We start from the raw sequence: 20081 nt of genomic DNA, 5'->3' as shown, positions 1-20081 counted from the left end.
AGTGCCCCCGTCAGCACCTTATAACGGTACTTGGTCGACCAGACGATGTGGTAGCGGTGATAGAAAACGCAGTGTTTGCCGGTGTCATATTGCATGATCGTACCCTCAGAAAAATGAGCCTCCGACCGGGCTGCGGCTCATTTTTCTGAGGGTACGATCATAAAGCGATTCTTTCACGCTGAAGCGGGTCCGACTGGAAGTCGGAGGGTTTGCTCCACGGCGTGGATACTTAACGGCATGTTGGGGGTATCGTGTTTATCCCGCTTTCAAAATACCCCCACTGATACCCCCAATCTGGGGGTATTTCGTTGGACGGTAGAAAACGGCGCTGGACAAAATCGTTCATGATCACCCTTGTAAACAAGGTCAAATCGGATGTCACTGGGCATTATAAAACGGGGAAGTGGTGCCGCTGAAGGGACTCGAACCCCCGACCCCATCATTACGAATGACGTGCTCTACCAGCTGAGCTACAGCGGCCCCCTGTTGCGGCGCTATAGCACTCTGACAAAAACGGGGGAAGGCCTATTTTTCGGCCTTTTCCTCTTCGTCCACGTCGCCCTCTTCGACGATTTCGGCGTCCAGAACGGTGTCGTCTTCCTCGTCGGGTGTATCAGGTTCCGGATCGTCAAGCGCGCCCACGATCAGCGGCAACATTTCAAGGCCCGTTGGCGTGGTCATTGTCGTGTTGGGCGGCGCAGTCCAGCTTAGAGTGTCAAACGACTGACAGTTTTCGCAGGCAGGCACCCATTCGGCATGGATATGGTGGCACTTGTCGCACACCCATTGCGGGCCACGGGGCGCCGAAAGGGCGCGCGCAAGCCAGCCTTTGACAACCGCATCAGACGATCCTTCGCCGCGTTCAATGGCGGCCATGATGGTCAGCGACCGGGCATCGGGTTCAATCTCGGCCAGATCACCAAGCGCGCGACGCGCACCGGGGAAATCCTCGGCGGCGATGTTGAGCTCGGCCTTGAGAAGCTTGGTTTCGCGGTTCTCGGGATGCACCTTGAGCAACTTGGCAAAGCGCTTCAGGCGCTCTTGTGGGGTCTCATCCGGTTCAATCGCGGCAAAGGTCGCGGCAAGATCGGGGTGCGGGCGCACAACCCAGGCCTTGTTCAGCACCCGAAGCGCGTTGCGTTTGTTGCCCTGCTCGATATAGCCACGCGCGGCCAAAACCGCCGCCGGGATAAGATCGGGCGACAGGCGATTGGCCTCGATCGCGGCTTCGCGCGCCTCGATTGTCTTGCCCTCGTCAAGCACATCGCGCGCCTCTGACAAGGCCAGAACGGCATCACGGCGCTTATGCACATCGCGCGGCAGATTGCCGTACTTCAGCTTGGCATTCAGGGTCTCGCGTGCGCCTTTCCAATCGGATTTCTGCGCTTGCAATTCCAACAGCGTATCCTGCACCTCGGCGTGGCGGGGTTTGAGGGCAAAGGCGGTCTGCGCCAGCTTGAGCGCGGTCTCGGTATCGCCATCGGCAAGCTTTTGGCGCAGAATACCACGAACCCCGACAAACCGGGTTTTGTCGTTCTGCAACAACCGTTTGTATACTTCTTCGGCCTTGCGGCGGTCGCCCGACATCTCGGCGGCCTGCGCGGTAATCAGGTTGGTCAGCGCAGGCTTGCGAAGGTATTTCTCGGCGCGCGCGGCCTTGTTCATCGCAACGTCGCCCTCGCCCGAGGCAAGCGCAAGCATGCCCTCGGACAGCGCGCGATAGCCTTTTTCCTGACGGTTGCGGTCAAAATACCGCGAAAGCGCGGTTTCATCGCCGTTGATGAATCTCAGAACCGCCACGAGAATGCCCGCCAGTTTCATGAAAATCCAGATCGCCAGAACCAGAGCCACCAGCGCCAAGACCGCCTTGAGCGGCGTCAGGTTGATCTCGAAGCCGGCCATGACGATGCGCACACCGCCTTCAAGCTCCAGAAGGTAACTTGCCCCAAGGGTCGCGGCGGCAACAAGCGCGATGAAAACTACAATCTTGATAATCGACCAAAGCATGACGCCCGCCTTTTCTAAACTTAATTCAATGTGTCGGCCAGCGCCTCGGCGGCGGCAACGGCCTCTTTGCGACGCGAGACATCTGCGGCCCAACCGCTTAGCTTGTCTTGTGCCACCTCGGGCAGCGTTTCAATCTCGGCCATGGCATCGCCAAGCCGTCCCTCGCCGACGGCGGCCTCGATCCGTGACAGAACCGCGTCGGGGTCATCCCCCTCGCGCGGCAAAAGAGAGCGCACACCAAGTTGGTTCTTGAAGAAGCTGCCGATGCCCGCTGTGCCCTGATCGCTATCTGCGCGCGCGGCGGCAAGTGCGGATCGCGCGGCGGCGGGAAAGGTCTCCATGAGAGCGGGCAATGTCGGCACGCCGGTGTCGGCCACATCGGCAAGCGCGTCGGGCACATCGGCGCCGGTTTCCCGCAGATCGGCCAATGCCGGAGCGAAATCGCTGCCGCTATCAAGCGCGGTCAGGATACGCGTCATCGCGGCCCGGCGCAGCGCGGCAAGCGCGCTTTGCTGCGCGGCCGAGTCTTGCGCCTGTGCCTCGGCGCTCAGCGCTTGGATTTCGGCGCGTTGTGCGTCAAGCGCTGTGCGCAATTCCTCTAGCTCGGCGATCGGGGCACCGCCGCCCGACGGCGCGGCGGGGCGGCTTTCAAGGGCGATTATCCGCTCTTCAAGTCCCGAGATCTGGCCGGTCAGCGCGGTCAGCGTTTCGCCAAGACCGTTGATCTCATCAACGCGATCTGGCGGCACGGCCAGCCCGTCAATCTGGGCGTTAAGGGCGTTGATCCGTTGATCCTGCGCCCCGAGGCCCTGTTCAATCCGCGCCTCAAGCGCGCTATCACCCTTGGAAAACCAGGCCTCCGGCAAAATATAAGGCGCGGCCAGAGCGCCAACACCCGCCGCAACGATCCCGCCCAGAACCATCGACCAAAAGCCACCCTCGCGCACCACAACCTGTTCGGTGGTCACCATCGAAGACGGCTCTGCCGGTTTTTCCGGGGCGCTGTCGTCGTTTGTGTCCTGCGCTACGGGTTCATCCGTTTGCGGGGCGTCACCCGCGCCGTCTGCGGTCATCTCCTCGGCACCATCTTGCGTGCTTGGCGTATCTTCCGCGCTGTCGGCTGTGGCCTCTGCGGTGGCGGTCTCTTGATCCGGGCTTGCATCCTCTGACGTGAGATCAACATCGGTCACGGCGTCGGTGCTTGGCGAGGCCTCATCCGCCTTGGCCCGATCCTTTGATGTTTTCTTTTTCTCAGCCACGTCACACCACCTTTTCGAATCTTGTGATCCACATCTGTCAACCTGACCTTACTGCGCCGGGTTTCCACCCTCAAGGCGGTTGACCAGATCACACAGCACATTCAAAACGCCCGTCCCGTCAGGGGTTTGCGCGATTTCAACCACTTCCGCGCCACCAGCGGGCACCGCATCGGCGGCGTTGCGGCTTATTGCAGCAACAAAAACCGGCGCAACCGCCCCTTTTGTGCGCTCAAAAAAGATCTGCGCGCTGCGCGGTGACATGAGCGGCACGATCACCGGGGCGTCGCCCGCCAAAATCGCGCGCGCGCGATCATCAAGATCGACATCAACCTGATCGTAAACCACGGCCTCGTGCGCGCTGTGCCCTCGGGCGCTCAGGGCGCCGGTGATATCGCCCGCGACATGCGCGCCACGCAGGTGGAGAAACGGGCCCCTGACCCCATCCGCCGCGATCCGCGCCAAAAGCGCCCCCGCATCGCCGCCCGCCGAAATCGCCCGCAGCCCGGCGCGATTTGCGGCCTCGGCCGTGGCATCGCCCACCGCGTAACACGTGACATCGCGCCGCTCGCTCAAGCGGCAAAACCCGGCAACGCCATGGCCCGATGTGAAAACCAACACCTCGTCATCGCCAATTTCGGGCAAGACCCCGCCGTACTCGATCCGCATCAGCGGCGCGCAGTGCGTCACGACCCTATCCCCAAGACGCGCACCAATCTGATCGGCAAAGCGCGTCGCGGCGGGTTCTGGCCTTGTGATCAGGATCGTCACGGTCATCTGCTGTCCAGAGTTGTTGCCTGACAGATAAGGTGTTACCTGCCTCGCAACCATCACGCAACGGGCAGGATTATGACAGAGCCGTTGATCCTTCTGGGCCTTGAAAGCAGCTGCGACGATACCGCCGCCGCCATTTTGCGCATTTCGCCCTCGGGCGCGCCTGAAATCCTGTCGTCCGTGGTCTTCGGTCAAACCGCGCTGCATTCCGATTTTGGCGGCGTGGTGCCCGAAATCGCGGCGCGCGCGCATACCGAAAAACTTGATCTTTGCGTGCGCGACGCGCTTGCGCAATCAGGTGTCACGCTGCGAGATCTTGATGCGGTGGCGGTCACCGCCGGGCCGGGGCTTATCGGCGGGGTGATCGCCGGGGTGATGTGCGCCAAGGGGATCGCGGCGGGGGCGAACCTTCCGCTGATCGGGGTGAACCATTTGGCCGGGCACGCCCTGACGCCGCGCCTCACCGATCAGATCGCCTATCCTTACCTGATGCTGCTTGTCTCGGGCGGGCATTGCCAGTTTCTGATCGTGCGCGGCCCGGATAATTTTACCCGGCTTGGCGGCACCATAGACGACGCCCCCGGCGAGGCCTTTGACAAGACCGCGCGGCTTTTGGGCCTGCCGCAACCCGGCGGCCCGGCGGTCGAACGCGAGGCGCGCGCGGGCGACGCCAAACGTTTTCGCTTTCCGCGCCCGCTTTTGGATCGCCCCGGTTGTGATTTTTCGTTCTCGGGGCTGAAAACGGCGCTGTTGCGCACGCGCGATGCGATCATCGCCGAGAAATCAGGGTTGACCCCTCAGGATCGCGCCGATCTTTGCGCCGGGTTTCAGGCCGCCGTTAGCGATGTCTTGGCCAAAAAAACCGCCCGCGCCCTCGCCCTCTATCTAGAGGAAAGCCCGGCCACGCCGGTCTTGGCCGTGGCCGGGGGTGTCGCCGCCAATGCCAGCATTCGCGCCGGTCTTGAACAGGTTGCCGCAGAGGTCGGCGCGCGTTTCATCGCGCCGCCGCTGGCGCTTTGTACCGACAACGCGGCGATGATCGCCTATGCGGGGGCCGAGCTTTATCTAGCCGGGCACCGCGATGACATGACGTTGGCCGCCCGGCCCCGCTGGCCGCTGGATCGCAGCAGCCCCGCAATGCTTGGCAGCGGCAAGAAGGGGGCCAAGGCATGATTACCATCTGTGGCGCAGGGGCCTTTGGCACCGCATTGGCGGTTTCGCTGGCAAAGAACGAGCCGGTGACGCTTTGGGCACGCGACCCGGATCACGCCGCCGAAATACGCGCCACCCGCCGAAACGCACGCCGCCTTGCCGATATTGATCTGCCCGAAAACATCACCGTGATCAGCGGGCCGCTGACGGCGGGCACCGACCCCTGTCTTTTGGCAATTCCGATGCAAAAGCTGGGCGGGTTCTTGACGGGTTTTGGCGACAGTTTGGCCAATCGCCCGCTGGTGGCCTGCTGCAAGGGGGTTGATCTGGCGACCGGGCTTGGGCCCACCGGCCTTATTGATGCGGCCTGCCCCGGATCAACCGCTGCCATCCTCACCGGGCCAAGCTTTGCCCGCGATATCGCGCTTGGCTTGCCGACCGCGCTGACGCTGGCCTGCGCGGATGAGAGCACCGGCAAGACGCTTCAATCGGCGCTGACCACACCCAATCTGCGGCTTTACCGCACCACCGACACCATCGGCGCAGAGCTGGGTGGCGCGCTCAAGAACGTGATCGCGATTGCCTGTGGTGCGGTCATCGGCGCCGGGCTTGGCGAAAGCGCGCGTGCCGCCCTGATGACGCGGGGGTTTGCCGAAATGAACCGGCTGGCCCACGCCTTGGGCGCGCAGCCGGGCACGCTTGCGGGCCTTGCCGGTTTTGGCGATCTGGCGCTTACCTGTACCTCGGATCAGTCGCGCAATTACCGCTTTGGCCTTAGCATCGGGCAGGGCACCGATTTTGACCCGAGCGTTACCGTCGAGGGCGCCGCGACCGCGCGTGCCGTTCTTGCCCGCGCCACCGCAATGAAGATCGACATGCCGATCACCCATGCCGTGACCGCGCTTGTGAATGGCGAATTGCGCGTCGATCAGGCGATGGATATGCTGCTCTCCAGACCATTGAAGGAAGAATGATGCTGATTGCCCTGATTGCCCGTGACAAACCCGGTGCCCTGCAAACCCGCCTTGATAATCGCGACGCCCATATCGCCTATCTCAAATCCACCGGCGTGGTAAGCCAGGCCGGCCCGCTTCTGGATGACGACGACGGCATGATCGGCTCGCTGGTCATTCTCGAGGTCGAGGATATGCAGGCTGCCCAAGATTGGGCCGCGAATGACCCCTATGCCAAGGCCGGGCTGTTTTCAGGCGTTGAATTGATCCCGTGGAAGAAAGTCATCTGAGCAATGCGCTATTGGCTGTTCAAATCCGAACCTTCGACCTGGGGCTGGGATGATCAGGTTGCCAAGGGCGACGCGGGCGAGGAATGGGATGGCGTGCGCAACTATCAGGCACGCAATTTCATGCGCGAAATGGCGCTTGGTGATCGCGGATTTTTCTATCACAGCCAAAAGGAAAAGGCGGTTGTCGGCACGGTTGAGGTGATCGCCACCGCCCATCCCGATAGCAAGGCCGATGATCCGCGTTGGGAATGCGTGGATATCAAGGCGGTCGAGGGCGCGAAGACGCCTGTGACGCTTGACATGATCAAGGCCGATCCGCGTCTTGCCGATATGGTTCTGGTGAAAAATTCACGCCTGTCGGTGCAACCCGTGACCGAAGAGGAATGGCGCATCATCTGCGATCTGGCGGGGCTTGCGCGCTAGATCGCACACCTTCGCAAAAAAACGAAGGGTGCCAGCCATAATGCCAACACCCTCCGCCACCCCACGTGCTCCCAAAGCACCACACGTGTAACTGAATTAGGTATCGGCCTACTGGCTCGAACACTGTCTTTGTACCGCAACGCCGCCGATTTACCAAACGGCGAATGCCGCGAATATGGTTCAAATTGACGGCGTCACAGGGGCCGACGTCACGCGGCCTTTTGCTCGGCCTCAGCCGCCGGGGCCAAAGGGCGCGCTTCGATAAGCGCGCTGTGCAACGCGGCTACCCCCTTATCCATGTCCTGACTGCCAAGCACGAACTGCACGTCGACATTGCGCGGCGTTTGATGGGCGGCAATAACGCCAAGCCCGGCCTCTTCAAGCGCGTTCAATCCACGCCCAAGCACCCGAAGCCCGCTCAGGTCGCGCCCGATGGCCGAAACGATCGACAGGGTGCGCACGTTGACCTCGGCGGCGGGATAATGCTCTTCCAGATCGCGCGCGACGCGGCGCACCGCCTTGAGAGAGGCGTGGATATAATGCGTGATCGTATTGGCGTTGGACGTCTTGGAAATAATCCAGACATTGTGACGGCGCAGCGCCTCGAGAATCGCCGCGTCATAGCCTTTGACGCCGACCATATCCTGTTCAAACAGCTCTAGCGCCACAACCTTAAGACCGGTCACGATCTCGACATCGGGTGTCTTGGTCGGCTGATCGTCGATCAGGGTGCCGGGGTCGCCCGGATCAAACGCATTGGTCACCCGCAACGCCACATCCGCCTGACGCAGGGTTTTGGCGGCCTTGGGGTGGATCGCCTCCATCCCCATGTTCGAGAGCTGATCCGCGACATCGTAATTGGTATGCCCGAGTTTGCGCACTTTGCCTTCGCCGACCAATTTCGGATCGGCCGAAGACAGGTGAAATTCCTTGTGGATGATCGCCTCGCACGCAGAGGTCTGCGCGGCGATATTGGCAAATGTCACCTCGGAATAGCCGCGATCGAACTCGCGCATCAGCCCCTCGGTGCATTGCACATAACCGGTGACAATCGGCATTTCGCGGGCAAGATCAACGCCCTCAAGGCCGCTCGCGATACGCTCGGACAGGCTGTGTTCGGTATCGTCGCGCCAACCGCTCAGGTCGATGAAACGCGCGTTCACACCTGCGCGCTGCAACAGCAACGTGGTGACAAAGGCCGAATGCGCCTCGCCCAAGCCGGACAGCAATTCGCGGATCACCAGCATATGATCGGACAGGCGGAAATGACCGTAAGAACACAACCGCTGCAGATCAAACAGGCAAGAGCGCGCGCCCTCGATCCGCTCGCGCACAAATTCATCCGCCATGTTGAGATCGCCGGCATGCTCCAGCACCTCGTGATGGGCCTTGCCCATGGCACGCCCCACCTCGGTCAACGCATCAAGCCAGCCGTGATCGTCATCGGCATTGGCAAACAGAGCATAGACCCCCGGCGTGCCGGATTTCTTGTGCTCCAGCAACAGGTTGGTGATGCCGCCAAAGGCGGACACCACGAACACCCGGTTATAAAGAGCGTCGCCGCTGCGATCACCGATAAACAGCGTATCCAGCAATTCGCGAACACGGCTCATCGAGGTGCCGCCAATCTTTTCAACGGTATGTTCTGCGGTTGTCATGACAATGGGCCTTTCTGTCTTGGGGCGTGTCGCATGTTCGAGAAGCTCAAAACCGGTCCCCACTTTTGAGTGACATGCTCAGGCGTCTTCCAACGCATAAGAGCCGTCTTCGCGGTGAACCTCTTTGCCGGTCACCGGCGGGTTGAACACGCACGCCATCACAAGCTCTTCTTCGGCGCGCAGGACGTGGCGGTCATGCTCGTTCAGGGCATACATCACGCCCGGCTGGATCGCGTGGGTCTCGCCGCTGGCAAGATCGGTGATCGAGCCTTTGCCCTGCATGCAATAGACACTTTCAAAGTGGTTCTTGTATTCGAACGTGTGTTCCGATCCCGGCTCGAGAAAGGTGATGTGGAACGAAAACCCCATCCCGTCATCGGCCAAGAGCATCCGCACGGACGACCACTTTGCATCCGATACGACGCGGTCGCGCTCGTTTTTGACGATCTCGTTAAAGTCTCTGACAATCATGTGTTACTCCGCTGCGATTTTATGTGTTGCGCTGATGTCGCGGGCGGCATCGTGCAAGATGCTCAGACCCTTGGCAAAGGTATCTTTCGGGGTGGTCAGCGGTGCAAGCACCTTGACCACTTCGTCGTTGGCGCCGGATGTCTCGATGATAAGTCCCATCTCAAACGCTCGCGCACAGATCGCGCCCGCCAGGTCGCCGGATCCGACGTCGACGCCCAACATCATTCCGCGCCCGTTCAGCGAGGCACCGGGGATCTCATCCGCGATCCGTTGCAGCGCCTCGCGCAGCATCTCGGCCTTCTCGGCAATCTCGTGCTGAAAGCTGTCGTCTTTCCAGAACTTCTCAAGCGCGACGCGTGCGGTGACAAAGGCGTGGGTGTTGCCCCGGAAGGTGCCGTTATGCTCGGCCGGGCCCCAGATGTCATGCTCTGGCTTGATCAGCAGCGCCGCAAACGGAAGGCCCATGCCCGAAAACGATTTCGCCATAGGGATAAGATCGGGCTCGATGCCCATCTCTTCAAAGCTGAAGAAGGTGCCGGTGCGCCCACAGCCTGCCTGAATGTCATCAACGATCAACAGCGCGCCATGCTCGCGGGCAAGCCGTGCAATGCCCTGCATGAACTCGGTCGAGGCGGCGTTAAGCCCACCTTCGCCCTGCACCGGCTCGATGATGAATGCGGCGGGGGCGTCGATCCCGCTTGAGGGGTTCGACAGCATTTCCTCGACAATCCGCAGGCTGTCGATATCGGCGCCAAACGCGCCCTCGAACGGCATGCGCGACACATCGTTCAGCGACACAGGCCCGGCGCCGGCACGTTTACTGGCATTGCCGGTACAGGCAAGCGCGCCCATGGTCATGCCGTGAAACCCGTTGGTGAAGGCGATGATATTGCGCCGCCCCGTGACCTTGCGCGCCAGCTTCATCGCGGCCTCGACCGCGTTGGTGCCGGTCGGGCCGGTCATCATCACCTTGTAATCCATGCCCCGCGGCTTGAGAATGATATCCTCGAACGCGGTCAGAAACGCGGCCTTGGCATCGCTGTGCATATCAAGGCCATGGGTGATCCCGTCGGCCATGATGTGATCAATCAGCGCCTGCTTCATATCCGGGTCGTTGTGGCCGTAGTTGAGCGAAGAACACCCGGCCAGAAAGTCGATATAGCTGCGGCCATCGGAATCCGTCAGCTCAGACCCGGTCGCCTTGACGAACGACTTGGGAAAACTGCGGCAATAGCTGCGCGCTTCGGATTCACGACGGTTGAAAATAGCAAATTCGCCTGACATGTCAGTCGACATAAGGATATCCTTTCGGTGAGTTCGGGGGGGGGCAGAGCGGGCAGGCAGGCCTTGTTCAGGCCGCCTTTTTCATCCGCTCTTGCAGGGCCACGGTGACCATGTATTCGCTGTCATGCAGCCCCTTGAAGTGCAGCGACTGGGTAAAATAGGGCGCGCTTGAAAGTTCGCCGTTCTGAAGGATGGCAAACTTGCGGAACAGCGCCCAGCTGGCCGCATTGTCGCGCGTGATCGTGGTCTGAAGGCGGGTCACATCCTTGCACTCTTCACGCGACAGAAGACCGCGCAGCATAAGCGTGCCAAGACCGGTGCCGCGCGCCTTTTCAGACACGGCAACCTGCCACACGAACAGAGTTTCGGGATCGTCAGGCAGGGTATAGCCCGACACCCAACCCACGATGTCGCCGTCCATTTCGGCCACGACACAGGTGTCGCGGAAATGGTCGCATTGCACCAGGTTGCAATACATCGAGTTCTCATCAAGCGGCTTGCACTCCTGGATCAGCTCCCAAATCTCGGCGCCATCCGCAGCAGTCGGCTTGCGCAGGGTGGGCAGGGCTTTTCGAAACATTTCCATAGCATGTCGCATCTGTGCATGACCTCGTTGTTACTTCGTATTGCTAAGTATATTGGGCGCTCTAAAAAATCAAGGCCTGCCCCTAAAAATCGCTTTTACTGCGACATTTAGCCTATTTCCCTTATTATTAAGGTGGTTTTGCGCTATATGTTTACTTAGCCATTGAAATTATTTGTCCTGGAGGAATTCAAATTGCAATTAAGTGACAGCTTTGCGACCATAACCTCAATCACCAAAGGGGCACGTATGGACCGCACAGACCAAAGCCTTATCGCGTTGCGCCGCATCTTGCGCGCGACTGAAATGTATGGCCGCAAACTTGCCAATGCCGCCGGATTGACCGCCGTACAGTTTCGCGTGCTGCAAATCGTCGCCGAGCGCGATAGTTGCACGGCGACCGAGATTGCCAACCAGATGCGCGTTTCACAGGCGACGGTGACGTCGCTGGTGGACAAGCTCGTCAAGCATGGCGTGGTCGTGCGCGAGAAATCCGAAACTGACCGCCGCCAGACCAATATCGTGATCACCGATACCGGGCGCGAAACCATTCGCCGCGCGCCAGACGCTTTGCAACAACGCTATGTGCGCAAGTTCGAGGCACTGGAAGATTGGGAGCAGGCACAGCTTGTGGCCTCACTTGAACGGGTGGCCCTGATGCTTGATGCCGAGATGATCGACGCCTCGCCGGTGCTTGACGTGGGCGATCTGCGCAACGCATCCTGAGGGTGCGCCCCGGCGCAAACGAAAAACGCCCGCCACATCGGGCAGACGCTTTGATTTTGACGCTATAGGGCGGCTTAGCCGTAGACGGCTTCTTTGCCGAAATGTTTGGTCAGCATGTAATAGACGACCGCGCGATATTTGTTGCGCTCGGACTTGCCGTAAACCTCGATCACCTGAGCAATCGCATCATCAAGCTGCGGACCATCGGCAAGGCCCAGCTTCTTGATGAGGAAATTGTTCTTGACCGTTTCGATCTCGGCAGGCTGGCTACCAGCCACAGTCGACGCATCAGCGTTGTAGATTGCCGGACCACAGCCGATCGTCACTTTCGTCAGCAGGTCCATATCCGGTTGCATCCCGCATTTATTGCGCAGGTCATCCGCATACTGAGCAATCAAATCGTCACGCTTTCCCATCAAATCTCTCCCAAGTTTTCGGCGCTTTGGCCGCTTGTCATTTCTCCACGCCCCGACACCGAAGCTTTGGGCACGATAACGATAGATTTTGCCCGCTCAAAGGGAAAATCGCCAGAGATCTCCCCTTAGGCGAAAAGCCAACAAAAAACGCCCGCCAACCAAAGGGTCAGCGGGCGTTTGCACGGCATTTATCCGTTATTAATAGCGGTAATGCTCGGGCTTGAACGGGCCGTCGGGCGACACGCCGATATAGGCGGCCTGCTCGGCATCCAGTTTAGATAGTTTTACGCCGATCCGATCCAGATGCAGGCGCGCGACCTTTTCATCCAGATGCTTGGGCAGGATGTAGACGTCGTTCTTGTACTCCTCGCCTTTGGTCCAAAGCTCGATCTGCGCCAGAACCTGATTGGTGAACGAGGCCGACATCACGAACGACGGGTGGCCGGTAGCATTGCCAAGGTTGAGCAAGCGACCCTCGGACAACAGGATCAGGCGATGACCATTCGGCATCTCGATCATGTCGACCTGTTCTTTGATGTTGGTCCACTTGTGGTTCTTGAGGGCAGCAACCTGAATTTCGTTGTCGAAGTGGCCGATGTTGCCGACAATCGCCATATCCTTCATCTCGCGCATATGCTCGATGCGGATCACGTCCTTGTTGCCGGTGGTGGTGATGAAGATATCCGCCGAGGATACGACATCCTCAAGCAACACGACCTCGAAGCCGTCCATCGCAGCCTGAAGCGCACAGATCGGATCAATCTCGGTCACCTTGACGCGTGCGCCGGCACCGCGCAGCGACGCGGCCGAGCCCTTGCCAACATCGCCATAGCCCATAACGACGGCAACCTTGCCGGCCATCATCGTGTCGGTGGCGCGGCGGATGCCGTCAACCAGCGATTCCTTACAGCCGTATTTGTTGTCGAACTTCGACTTGGTCACAGAGTCGTTCACGTTGATCGCCGGGAACGGAAGCTGGCCCTTTTTGTGAAGGTCATAAAGGCGATGCACGCCGGTCGTGGTTTCCTCGGAGACACCAACGATCTGATCGCGAATCTTGGTGAACCAGCCGGGGCTTGCCGCCATGCGCTTGGCGATCTGGGCCTTGATGGCCACTTCTTCTTCAGAGGCCGGAACCGGGATGATCTCTTCACCGGCTTCGGCGCGTGCGCCAAGCAAAACATAAAGCGTGGCATCGCCACCATCATCAAGGATCAGGTTGGGGCCATCCTCGAACATGAACGACTTGTCGAGGTAATCCCAATGCTCTTCGAGCGACTGACCCTTGATCGCGAAAACCGGGGTGCCGCCTTCGGCAATCGCCGCCGCCGCGTGGTCCTGCGTCGAAAAGATGTTGCACGACGCCCAACGCACATCGGCGCCAAGATCAACCAGCGTTTCGATCAGAACAGCGGTCTGAATCGTCATGTGCAGGCTACCGACGATGCGCGCGCCCTTAAGCGGCTTTGCCTCGCCATATTCGGCACGCAGCGCCATCAGGCCCGGCATTTCGGTTTCGGCGATGTTCAGTTCCTTGCGCCCATAGGCTGCCAGGCTGATGTCCTTGACGATATAATCCTGTGCCATTTTGGGGTGGCTCCTTGCATAACTAATTTGCAGGCCAGATAGCACTCACCCCCCTATTGGGCAATGCGCGATTATCCTGCCGCCCAACCGCACCGCGTTTGTGTGGCCTCAATCCACAACTTGGTGAACGCCACGGGCGACAGAGGTGCGCAAGGACCCGGTGTTTTGGGTTTGCGCTTGAGCATCGGCGCGATTACCTGTGCCGTATGATACCTCAGCGCGCTCTCACATTCACCGGCCCCGCCGCCCGTTTGCAATATGGGATGTTGATGGGCTTGTTCCGGCTTGCGGTGACCCGTGCACTTTATGGGCGCTTTGCGCGCGGTCTGGGACGGGTGTTCAGCCCGGACAATGCGGCGTTCTTGCAGATTGGCGATGCCCCGCCTTATCGCATCGCGCTCAACGACGGCTATTGGACACGCTTTGCGCTTTATCATTTCCCCTATGAACCAGAGGTCGCCGCCGCCCTTGAGGCCGCGCGCGGCCGTACCCCTCTGTTTTGTGATCTCGGTGCCAACAAGGGCTATTGGACGACGCAAGCCGCTGGCAAGTTCGAGCGCGTGATCGCGGTTGAGGCCTCAGCGAACACCTACGCCGCGCTCGATCAGAACGCAGGTAAACTGCCCAATGTTACCCTGCACCGCGCCGCCATTCATGCGCGGTCCGGCGAAACGCTGACCTTTCTCAACACCCACCTCAGCCACGCTTCGGCGCGGCTTTTGGGGGCTGAGGATGCCGGGCATGGCGATCAGACCGAAACCGTCACCACTCTGGCGATTGATGATCTTGTGCCTGCGGGCACCGCCGCGCTCATCAAGCTTGATGTCGAGGGCGCCGAGGTGGCAGCAATCGACGGCGCCGCACGCGCGTTAAGTGAGGGCAGCGTTCTGATCTACGAGGATCACGGCAACGATCCGGCCTGTACCCCGAGCGCGCATTTGCTGGGCCTTGACGACATGCACGTGTTTGCGATCGAGGGTGGGATTGCGGCCATGCCCTCAATCAATGCGATCCGCGCGCTGAAAACCGATCCCTACAAAGGCTATAACTTTTTGGTGGCGCGCGCAGGCTCGCCCCTTCTGGCCGCGATGATCGAAGGTTTTGCAATGCCCGGCCAAAGCCGCTAGCAAGGGCGAAACCCGCCACCAACCGGAGCACGCCCTTGCCCCCACCCCGCGCATGGCAAAAAATGCTGTCAGGCCGACGGCTTGATCTGCTGGACCCGACGCCGGTCGATATCGAGATCGAGGATATCGCCCACGGCCTTAGCTTTGTCGCCCGCTGGAACGGGCAGACGGTGGGCGATTTCGCCTATTCGGTGGCCGAGCATTCGCTTTTGGTCGAGCGCCTGTTTGATCGCATGAACCCGCGCGCGCCTGCGAAATGGCGGCTCGCCGCGCTTTTGCATGACGCGCCGGAATATGTGATCGGCGACATGATTTCACCGGTCAAAGCCGCCGTCGGGCCGGGCTATGACGAGCTGGACAAGCGGCTTGTCGCGGCGATCCATATCCGCTTTGGCCTGCCGGCATCCCTGCCGCCTGCGGTCAAGAAACAGATCAAGAAGGCCGACAAGATAAGCGCCTGGATGGAAGCCATCGAAATCGCCGGTTTCAGCACCGCCGAGGCGGATCGTTTCTTTGGCAAACCCGACCCCGAGGTGATTGGCGATCTGGCGATTGAGCTGCGCCCGCCCACCCTTGTGCGCGCCGATTACACCGCGCGACATCACGCTCTCATTGCCGAAATTGGCTAGCGGATCACACCCAACCGCCACGCGACATCAGACCCATCGACTCGAGCTGGCGCCAGCCGGTCAGGCGGGTCGACTGATCGCACCAAAGATCGGGGTCCTGGGTAAGGTCGTCGTAATAGGCATCATAAAGCGCGCTATTGGCAAAATGCTCCCGGCGCTGCTTTTCCTCGGCAGAGCGTTCGACAACGGCACTCAGAAACTTGGTATGGAGCAGCACGCCAGAGGCCGCTTCGCCGCCCAAGCCATCATAAACCCGGTTCAAACGGCGCGGCAAAAGCGAATGCGCCGAGCTTACATAGGCGAACCGGCGGTTCCATTTGACCAGGGGCACCTTGCCCATCGTCGGCGCGCGCCTTGGCTCGGCCGTAAAAAAGCGCCGGGCGCGCACGCCGCCCTGAATCCACAGGTTTTGCAGGTCGGGCTTGCGCCGGATCATGTAGTTACCGCCATCAAACCAGCACAGGGTCTCGAACGGGTCATCGCCTGCGCGATACGCCTGCGCCGACAGGCGACCCTTGGGGTACATATCCAGCATCAGCGCGCCAAACGACTGTCGCCCCTGTCGTTCAAGCCATTCCACCAGCGCCGACAAGGGGCGGCTATCGTGATAGGGGTAGATCAGGATTTCATCGGCATCGAGCGTCAGGCACCAATGGCCATGCGCATGTTTGTATTGAAGCCATGTCAGCCAATCGACCCCGAAACGCGACAGCTTGTAACTGTGTTTGGTGGCCCAAAGCGACACGTCGGGCTGCTGCGCTAGATACTCGGCGGTGCCGTCATCACTGCCGTTATCGACGAACAGGAAATGGCGCACCCCAAGGTGTCGGTGGTGATCAAGGAAAAACGGCAGGCGCGCGCGTTCGTTGCGCACGGTGCTGGCGGCAAGAATATCGTCCGCCGCGATGTTCGCGGTGCGATCCATCACCGGGCTTAGCTGTTGGCGTTTGCGAAAGGCGCGCAGCAACAACCGGCGGCGCTTCCATCGCAACCGATAGGCCATCGCCAAGTCGTTAAGCCTGTCCATCCTGCCCATGCCCGTCCTTATCGCACGCCCAAGACAGCGTCGGCGCTATTTCTCGTAATGTCCAGTTTGATGCCAACGCCAGGCATCGGCAATCATCTGATCAAGGCTCGAGCGGACCGGCCGCCAGGCAAGTTCGGCCTCGGCGCGGGTCGAGCCCGAGACGAGTTTGGTGCAATCACCGGGCCGACGCGGCCCCTCGACAACCGGCACCGGGCGGTTGGTGATCGCGGCCGATTGATCAATCACTTCACGCACCGAAAACCCAGCTCCGGTACCAAGATTGAAAACCCGGCTGCCTTTGTCATCCTCAAGCCATTTCAGCCCGTGAATATGCGCATCCACAAGATCGCAAACATGCACGTAATCGCGAATGCAGGTGCCATCGGGCGTGTCGTAATCGGTGCCGAAAATCGTCAACGCATCGCGCTTGCCCTCGATCGCGTCAAGCATCAGCGGGATCAAATGGGTTTCGGGCTGGTGGAACTCGCCCACTTCACCGGCAGGATCGCAACCCGCGACGTTGAAATAACGGAAAATGACGTGGCGCAGGTCATAGGCCACCTCAAAATCGCGCAGCATATCCTCGATCGCGCGTTTGCTGGCGCCATAGGCGTTGATCGGATGCTGGGCACTGGTTTCGTCCAGGATCACGTTATCCTGATCGCCATAGGTCGCGCAGGTCGAGGAAAAGACGAAATTCTTGCATCCCGCCTGCACCGCGGCCTGCAACAGGTTGAGCGACCCGGCGACGTTGTTATGCCAGTAAAGCCCCGGTTCGCGCATGCTTTCGCCAACCTGACTCAGGGCGGCGAAATGCATCACGGCAACCGGCTGATAGGCGGCAAAAATCTGGTCAAGACGGGCGCGGTCGGTCAGGTCGCCCTGCTCGAAAGGCCCGAATTTCACCGCCTCTTGCCAGCCCGTGCTAAGATTGTCGTAGGTCACCGGCGTATAGCCCGCCGCCTTGAGCGCCTTGCAGGCATGCGAGCCGATATAGCCCGCCCCGCCAGTCACCAGAATATTCGTCACCGCCAGCCCCTTTTAAGGTTCGCTATTGCGCGGCTTTCTCTGAATGCACAACGTCCGAGATGTAATTCCACAACTCGTCGCGCAACTCAGGACGCGCCAGAGCAAAGGCCACTGTCGCCTGAAGAAAGCCCGCCTTGGATCCACAATCAAACCGCTGACCCTGAAAGCGGAAACCATAAACCTCTTCGCCATCCTGGCGTGCGGCATCAATCGCATCGGTAAGCTGGATTTCACCGCCTGCGCCGGCCTCTTTACGGTTCAGTTTCTGCAAAACCGTCGGCGTCAAAATGTAACGGCCGATCACCGCAAGGTTCGACGGCGCCATGCCCGGCCCCGGCTTTTCGATCATACCCTTGGTCGACACCATCGAGCCCATGTCATCCTTGACGTCAAGGATACCGTAAGAGCTTGTCATGTGATCCGGCACTTCCATGGCGGCCACGATATTGCTTTGGGTTTCCTCATAGGCCTCGACCATCTGTGCAAGGCAGGGCTTTTCGGCGGCGATCACGTCATCGGGCAGGATCACGGCAAAGGGTTCATTCGCGATCAGGCGACGCGCGCACCAGACCGCATGCCCAAGGCCAAGCGGCTTGTGCTGGCGGGTATAGGCGATCTCCCCGCTGTCCATATTGGTGGATTTCAGGATTTCCAGAAGCTCGGTCTTGCCCTTTTTGCGAAGCTCGGCCTCAAGCTGGGGGGCAATGTCAAAATAGTCCTCAAGCGCGCCCTTGCCGCGCGAGGTGACAAAAATGAATTCTTTAATTCCGGCCGCGCGGGCCTCGTCAATCGCGTATTGAACAAGCGGGCGATCCACCAGCGTCATGATCTCTTTCGGAACCGATTTGGTCGCCGGCAAAAACCGTGTGCCCATCCCTGCCACAGGGAAAATCGCCTTTGTTACCTTGTTACGCATAAGCCGTTCCTAATAAATCTTTCACCGTTGGCACCCTCATATACAAAAACATCATGCGATGCATAGGGTTTAGCGGGGAAATTTAGGATAGGTTGCGCAAATCAACCACGGCATTGGTGTGTTTGCCGGGTCTTGTGGCACCTAAGCGCCTAAGCCATGCCCATTTCGGCCATCATCGTTTGAATGCGCGGCACATCTTCTGGATTGTTGAGCTCCCAGAACTGGCGGCCCCGCGCCTCGACCTCGACACAAAGCACCGGGCGGCCACGCTCAAGAAAGCGAAGCTGTTCCAGGCCCTCAAGCGCCTCAAGCGGGCCCATGTCCCAGCCCGCATAATCGGCAAGCGCCGCAGGGCGATAGGCATAGACCCCGACATGGTGAAACACCGGTGTCAGCGCATCATCGCCGTAGCTTTGGCCGGTATAGGGGATCACCTCTTTCGAGAAATAAAGCGCGCGACCACCGGTGCCAAAAACCGCCGTCGTCCCGCCGACACGGCCCGCGGCGCGGTCTTGCAGGAACCCGTTAAGCGCACGCCCCTCACAGCGTAGCACCGGAGTGGCGACCTCGGCCTCGGGATCAGCGCGCAGACCTTTGACAAGATCTTCGACAAACCAATGCGGCGTCAGCGGCGCGTCGCCTTGCAGGTTCACGATGATGTCATACCCGCCACCAAGGTTCTGCAGGGCCTCGGCGCAGCGTTCGGTGCCATTGCCACAGCTTTCAGAGGTCATCACCACCTCGGCGCCGAACGCCTCCGCCGCCGATTTGATCCGCGCGTCATCGGTGGCCACGACCACCCGGTCAACTCCCGCCACTTGGCACGCCGCCTCCCAGGAACGCTGGATAAGGCTCTTGGTCTCGCCGGTGGCGCCGGTCAGCGTGGCCAGCGGTTTGCCGGGATAGCGAGACGACGCATAACGCGCCGGAATGACGATCAGAACGCTCAAATCAGGCTTCCTTCAACTCAACGGCCGGGGCGCAGGCGATGAAAAACGGGTTGGCATAGCCGTCTTTACCATAAACCAGCGGCTGGTGATCATCAAAACGCACAACGCGCCCACCTGCACCGCGCAACACCGCATCCCCAGCGGCGGTATCCCATTCCATCGTGCGCCCGACACGCGGGTAAATATCGGCCTCGCCCGTCGCAATCAAACAGAACTTGAGCGACGATCCGGCGCTCTTCATGTCCTTGACCGCGTATTTGCCGATATAATCATCCGTCGCCTGATCGCGGTGCGATTTGCTTGCAACCACCATAAGGGCGGCATTGTCCGGCTCTGAAACGCGGATCGCGCGCAGGTTACCCGTGGTGTCCTTTTGGAACGGGCCGTCTTCTTCGACTGCGCTGCCGTCGGCCAGGGTAAAGAACATCCGCTCCTTGGCCGGCGCATAGACCACGCCCCGCGTCGGCACGCCGTTTTCGACATAGGCGATGTTGACCGTGAAATCGCCGCGCCGGTTGATGAATTCCTTGGTGCCATCCAGCGGATCAACAATAAGGAACGTCTCGGCGCGCTCGGCATGCGACGCGGCCTGTTCTTCGGTCACGAGGGTCACATCGGGAAACGCCGCGCGCAAACCGGCCGAGATGATCGCATCGGCGGCCTCATCGGCTGCGGTGACCGGGCTATCGTCGGATTTGACCTTTACGTCAAAATCGTCAGCCTCGTAGATTTCCATGATCCGATCCCCGGCCTCAAGGGCCAACTTCCGGATTACCGAGACAAGCCTGTCATAGTCCAAAACACCGCTCCTTTAGTGCGCGAC

The 20081-nt window shown here is 60.1% G+C and carries 22 protein-coding genes and 1 tRNA gene; 7 read left to right on the top strand and 16 right to left on the bottom strand.

Going from position 1 to position 20081, the window contains the following annotated elements; translation table 11 throughout:
• From ROG8370_RS21055 to ROG8370_RS16215, 5 genes are all read right to left on the bottom strand, one after another.
• The coding region (locus ROG8370_RS21055; protein ID WP_370738349.1) for a transposase at positions 1-95 on the bottom strand (95 nt) is incomplete at its 3' end.
• 309 nt (positions 96-404) lie between these two features.
• Positions 405-480 (bottom strand) — tRNA-Thr (locus ROG8370_RS16230).
• A gap of 45 nt (positions 481-525) precedes the next feature.
• A complete protein-coding gene (locus ROG8370_RS16225) occupies positions 526-2007 on the bottom strand; it encodes a heme biosynthesis protein HemY (protein ID WP_085828218.1) in 1482 nt (493 codons plus the stop codon).
• A 20-nt stretch (positions 2008-2027) separates the two neighbouring features.
• Positions 2028-3266, bottom strand: coding sequence for a COG4223 family protein (locus tag ROG8370_RS16220; protein WP_085828217.1), 1239 nt, complete (start codon positions 3264-3266; stop codon positions 2028-2030).
• Between the two features lie 48 nt (positions 3267-3314).
• A complete protein-coding gene (locus ROG8370_RS16215; protein ID WP_085828216.1) occupies positions 3315-4040 on the bottom strand; it encodes a uroporphyrinogen-III synthase in 726 nt (241 codons plus the stop codon).
• A 72-nt stretch (positions 4041-4112) separates the two neighbouring features.
• Here ROG8370_RS16215 and tsaD point away from each other — a divergent pair, with 72 nt between their 5' ends.
• Genes tsaD through ROG8370_RS16195 form a run of 4 tightly spaced genes read left to right on the top strand, consistent with a single transcriptional unit; the run spans position 4113 to position 6855 of the window.
• Entirely contained in the window at positions 4113-5210 is a 1098-nt protein-coding gene (tsaD, locus tag ROG8370_RS16210; RefSeq protein WP_085828215.1) for a tRNA (adenosine(37)-N6)-threonylcarbamoyltransferase complex transferase subunit TsaD, read from the top strand.
• Positions 5207-6163, top strand: a complete 957-nt coding sequence (locus ROG8370_RS16205; RefSeq protein ID WP_085828214.1) for an NAD(P)H-dependent glycerol-3-phosphate dehydrogenase — start codon at positions 5207-5209, stop codon at positions 6161-6163. Before tsaD ends, ROG8370_RS16205 begins: the two co-directional genes overlap by 4 nt.
• Positions 6163-6432 (top strand): YciI family protein, encoded by a 270-nt coding sequence (locus tag ROG8370_RS16200; protein ID WP_085828220.1) that lies wholly within the window; start codon positions 6163-6165, stop codon positions 6430-6432. The genes ROG8370_RS16205 and ROG8370_RS16200 overlap by 1 nt, the downstream gene beginning before the upstream one ends.
• Positions 6433-6435: 3 nt before the next feature.
• Positions 6436-6855: an EVE domain-containing protein gene (locus ROG8370_RS16195; RefSeq protein ID WP_085828213.1), complete on the top strand. Its 420-nt coding sequence runs from the start codon at positions 6436-6438 to the stop codon at positions 6853-6855.
• Between the two features lie 209 nt (positions 6856-7064).
• On the opposite strand, the gene ROG8370_RS16190 is transcribed toward ROG8370_RS16195, so the two are convergent.
• From ROG8370_RS16190 to ectA, 4 genes are all read right to left on the bottom strand, one after another.
• Positions 7065-8513 carry an aspartate kinase gene (locus tag ROG8370_RS16190; protein WP_085828219.1) on the bottom strand — a complete coding sequence of 483 codons (1449 nt, stop codon included), beginning with the start codon at positions 8511-8513 and terminating at the stop codon, positions 7065-7067.
• Between the two features lie 78 nt (positions 8514-8591).
• A complete protein-coding gene (locus tag ROG8370_RS16185; RefSeq protein ID WP_085828212.1) occupies positions 8592-8984 on the bottom strand; it encodes an ectoine synthase in 393 nt (130 codons plus the stop codon).
• Between the two features lie 3 nt (positions 8985-8987).
• Positions 8988-10280 carry a diaminobutyrate--2-oxoglutarate transaminase gene (gene ectB / locus ROG8370_RS16180; RefSeq protein ID WP_085828211.1) on the bottom strand — a complete coding sequence of 431 codons (1293 nt, stop codon included), beginning with the start codon at positions 10278-10280 and terminating at the stop codon, positions 8988-8990.
• 55 nt (positions 10281-10335) lie between these two features.
• A complete protein-coding gene (ectA, locus tag ROG8370_RS16175; RefSeq protein ID WP_085828210.1) occupies positions 10336-10854 on the bottom strand; it encodes a diaminobutyrate acetyltransferase in 519 nt (172 codons plus the stop codon).
• Positions 10855-11100: 246 nt separating this feature from the next.
• On the opposite strand from ectA, the gene ROG8370_RS16170 reads away from it, so the two are divergent.
• Positions 11101-11577: a MarR family winged helix-turn-helix transcriptional regulator gene (locus tag ROG8370_RS16170; RefSeq protein WP_085828209.1), complete on the top strand. Its 477-nt coding sequence runs from the start codon at positions 11101-11103 to the stop codon at positions 11575-11577.
• A gap of 74 nt (positions 11578-11651) precedes the next feature.
• On the opposite strand, the gene ROG8370_RS16165 is transcribed toward ROG8370_RS16170, so the two are convergent.
• A complete protein-coding gene (locus tag ROG8370_RS16165) occupies positions 11652-11993 on the bottom strand; it encodes a DUF2853 family protein (protein WP_073200184.1) in 342 nt (113 codons plus the stop codon).
• 198 nt (positions 11994-12191) lie between these two features.
• Positions 12192-13580, bottom strand: a complete 1389-nt coding sequence (gene ahcY / locus ROG8370_RS16160) for an adenosylhomocysteinase (protein WP_085828208.1) — start codon at positions 13578-13580, stop codon at positions 12192-12194.
• Between the two features lie 269 nt (positions 13581-13849).
• Here ahcY and ROG8370_RS16155 point away from each other — a divergent pair, with 269 nt between their 5' ends.
• Entirely contained in the window at positions 13850-14707 is an 858-nt protein-coding gene (locus ROG8370_RS16155) for an FkbM family methyltransferase (RefSeq protein ID WP_245827443.1), read from the top strand.
• 35 nt (positions 14708-14742) lie between these two features.
• The gene (locus ROG8370_RS16150) at positions 14743-15336 is read left to right on the top strand and encodes an HD domain-containing protein (protein ID WP_170925274.1); all 594 of its coding nucleotides are present in this window, start codon (positions 14743-14745) and stop codon (positions 15334-15336) included.
• Between the two features lie 4 nt (positions 15337-15340).
• Here the strand turns inward: ROG8370_RS16150 and ROG8370_RS16145 are convergent, their stop codons facing one another.
• The 5 genes from ROG8370_RS16145 to cysQ all read right to left on the bottom strand — a co-directional run bounded on the left by ROG8370_RS16145 (position 15341) and on the right by cysQ (position 20057).
• Positions 15341-16372, bottom strand: coding sequence for a glycosyltransferase family 2 protein (locus ROG8370_RS16145; RefSeq protein ID WP_085828205.1), 1032 nt, complete (start codon positions 16370-16372; stop codon positions 15341-15343).
• 36 nt (positions 16373-16408) lie between these two features.
• Positions 16409-17392 (bottom strand): UDP-glucose 4-epimerase GalE, encoded by a 984-nt coding sequence (galE, locus tag ROG8370_RS16140; protein ID WP_085828204.1) that lies wholly within the window; start codon positions 17390-17392, stop codon positions 16409-16411.
• Between the two features lie 22 nt (positions 17393-17414).
• Positions 17415-18308: a UTP--glucose-1-phosphate uridylyltransferase GalU gene (gene galU / locus ROG8370_RS16135; protein ID WP_085828203.1), complete on the bottom strand. Its 894-nt coding sequence runs from the start codon at positions 18306-18308 to the stop codon at positions 17415-17417.
• Positions 18309-18457: 149 nt separating this feature from the next.
• Positions 18458-19258: a 3-deoxy-manno-octulosonate cytidylyltransferase gene (locus tag ROG8370_RS16130; protein WP_085828202.1), complete on the bottom strand. Its 801-nt coding sequence runs from the start codon at positions 19256-19258 to the stop codon at positions 18458-18460.
• Between the two features lies 1 nt (position 19259).
• A complete protein-coding gene (gene cysQ, locus ROG8370_RS16125; protein WP_085828201.1) occupies positions 19260-20057 on the bottom strand; it encodes a 3'(2'),5'-bisphosphate nucleotidase CysQ in 798 nt (265 codons plus the stop codon).
• Positions 20058-20081: the final 24 nt, after the last annotated feature.

The sequence above is a fragment of the Roseovarius gaetbuli genome (genome assembly GCF_900172365.1).
In the GTDB taxonomy this organism is placed as follows: domain Bacteria; phylum Pseudomonadota; class Alphaproteobacteria; order Rhodobacterales; family Rhodobacteraceae; genus Roseovarius; species Roseovarius gaetbuli.
Note: the sequence above shows the minus strand (reverse complement) of the source record. Positions and strands in the feature narration are given on the sequence as shown.

Bases quoted from the DNA above. Each gene is read 5' to 3' on its own strand.
- ahcY (WP_085828208.1), bottom strand. From the start codon at position 13,580: ATGGCACAGGATTATATCGTCAAGGACATCAGCCTGGCAGCCTATGGG.
- ROG8370_RS16155 (WP_245827443.1), top strand. From the start codon at position 13,850: ATGGGCTTGTTCCGGCTTGCGGTGACCCGTGCACTTTATGGGCGCTTT.
- ROG8370_RS16185 (WP_085828212.1), bottom strand. From the start codon at position 8,984: ATGATTGTCAGAGACTTTAACGAGATCGTCAAAAACGAGCGCGACCGC.
- ROG8370_RS16195 (WP_085828213.1), top strand. From the start codon at position 6,436: ATGCGCTATTGGCTGTTCAAATCCGAACCTTCGACCTGGGGCTGGGAT.
- ectA (WP_085828210.1), bottom strand. From the start codon at position 10,854: ATGGAAATGTTTCGAAAAGCCCTGCCCACCCTGCGCAAGCCGACTGCT.
- ectB (WP_085828211.1), bottom strand. From the start codon at position 10,280: ATGTCGACTGACATGTCAGGCGAATTTGCTATTTTCAACCGTCGTGAA.
- galU (WP_085828203.1), bottom strand. From the start codon at position 18,308: ATGCGTAACAAGGTAACAAAGGCGATTTTCCCTGTGGCAGGGATGGGC.
- ROG8370_RS16165 (WP_073200184.1), bottom strand. From the start codon at position 11,993: ATGGGAAAGCGTGACGATTTGATTGCTCAGTATGCGGATGACCTGCGC.
- ROG8370_RS16190 (WP_085828219.1), bottom strand. From the start codon at position 8,513: ATGACAACCGCAGAACATACCGTTGAAAAGATTGGCGGCACCTCGATG.
- ROG8370_RS16200 (WP_085828220.1), top strand. From the start codon at position 6,163: ATGCTGATTGCCCTGATTGCCCGTGACAAACCCGGTGCCCTGCAAACC.
- ROG8370_RS16170 (WP_085828209.1), top strand. From the start codon at position 11,101: ATGGACCGCACAGACCAAAGCCTTATCGCGTTGCGCCGCATCTTGCGC.
- ROG8370_RS16215 (WP_085828216.1), bottom strand. From the start codon at position 4,040: ATGACCGTGACGATCCTGATCACAAGGCCAGAACCCGCCGCGACGCGC.
- ROG8370_RS16225 (WP_085828218.1), bottom strand. From the start codon at position 2,007: ATGCTTTGGTCGATTATCAAGATTGTAGTTTTCATCGCGCTTGTTGCC.
- ROG8370_RS16205 (WP_085828214.1), top strand. From the start codon at position 5,207: ATGATTACCATCTGTGGCGCAGGGGCCTTTGGCACCGCATTGGCGGTT.
- ROG8370_RS16145 (WP_085828205.1), bottom strand. From the start codon at position 16,372: ATGGGCAGGATGGACAGGCTTAACGACTTGGCGATGGCCTATCGGTTG.
- tsaD (WP_085828215.1), top strand. From the start codon at position 4,113: ATGACAGAGCCGTTGATCCTTCTGGGCCTTGAAAGCAGCTGCGACGAT.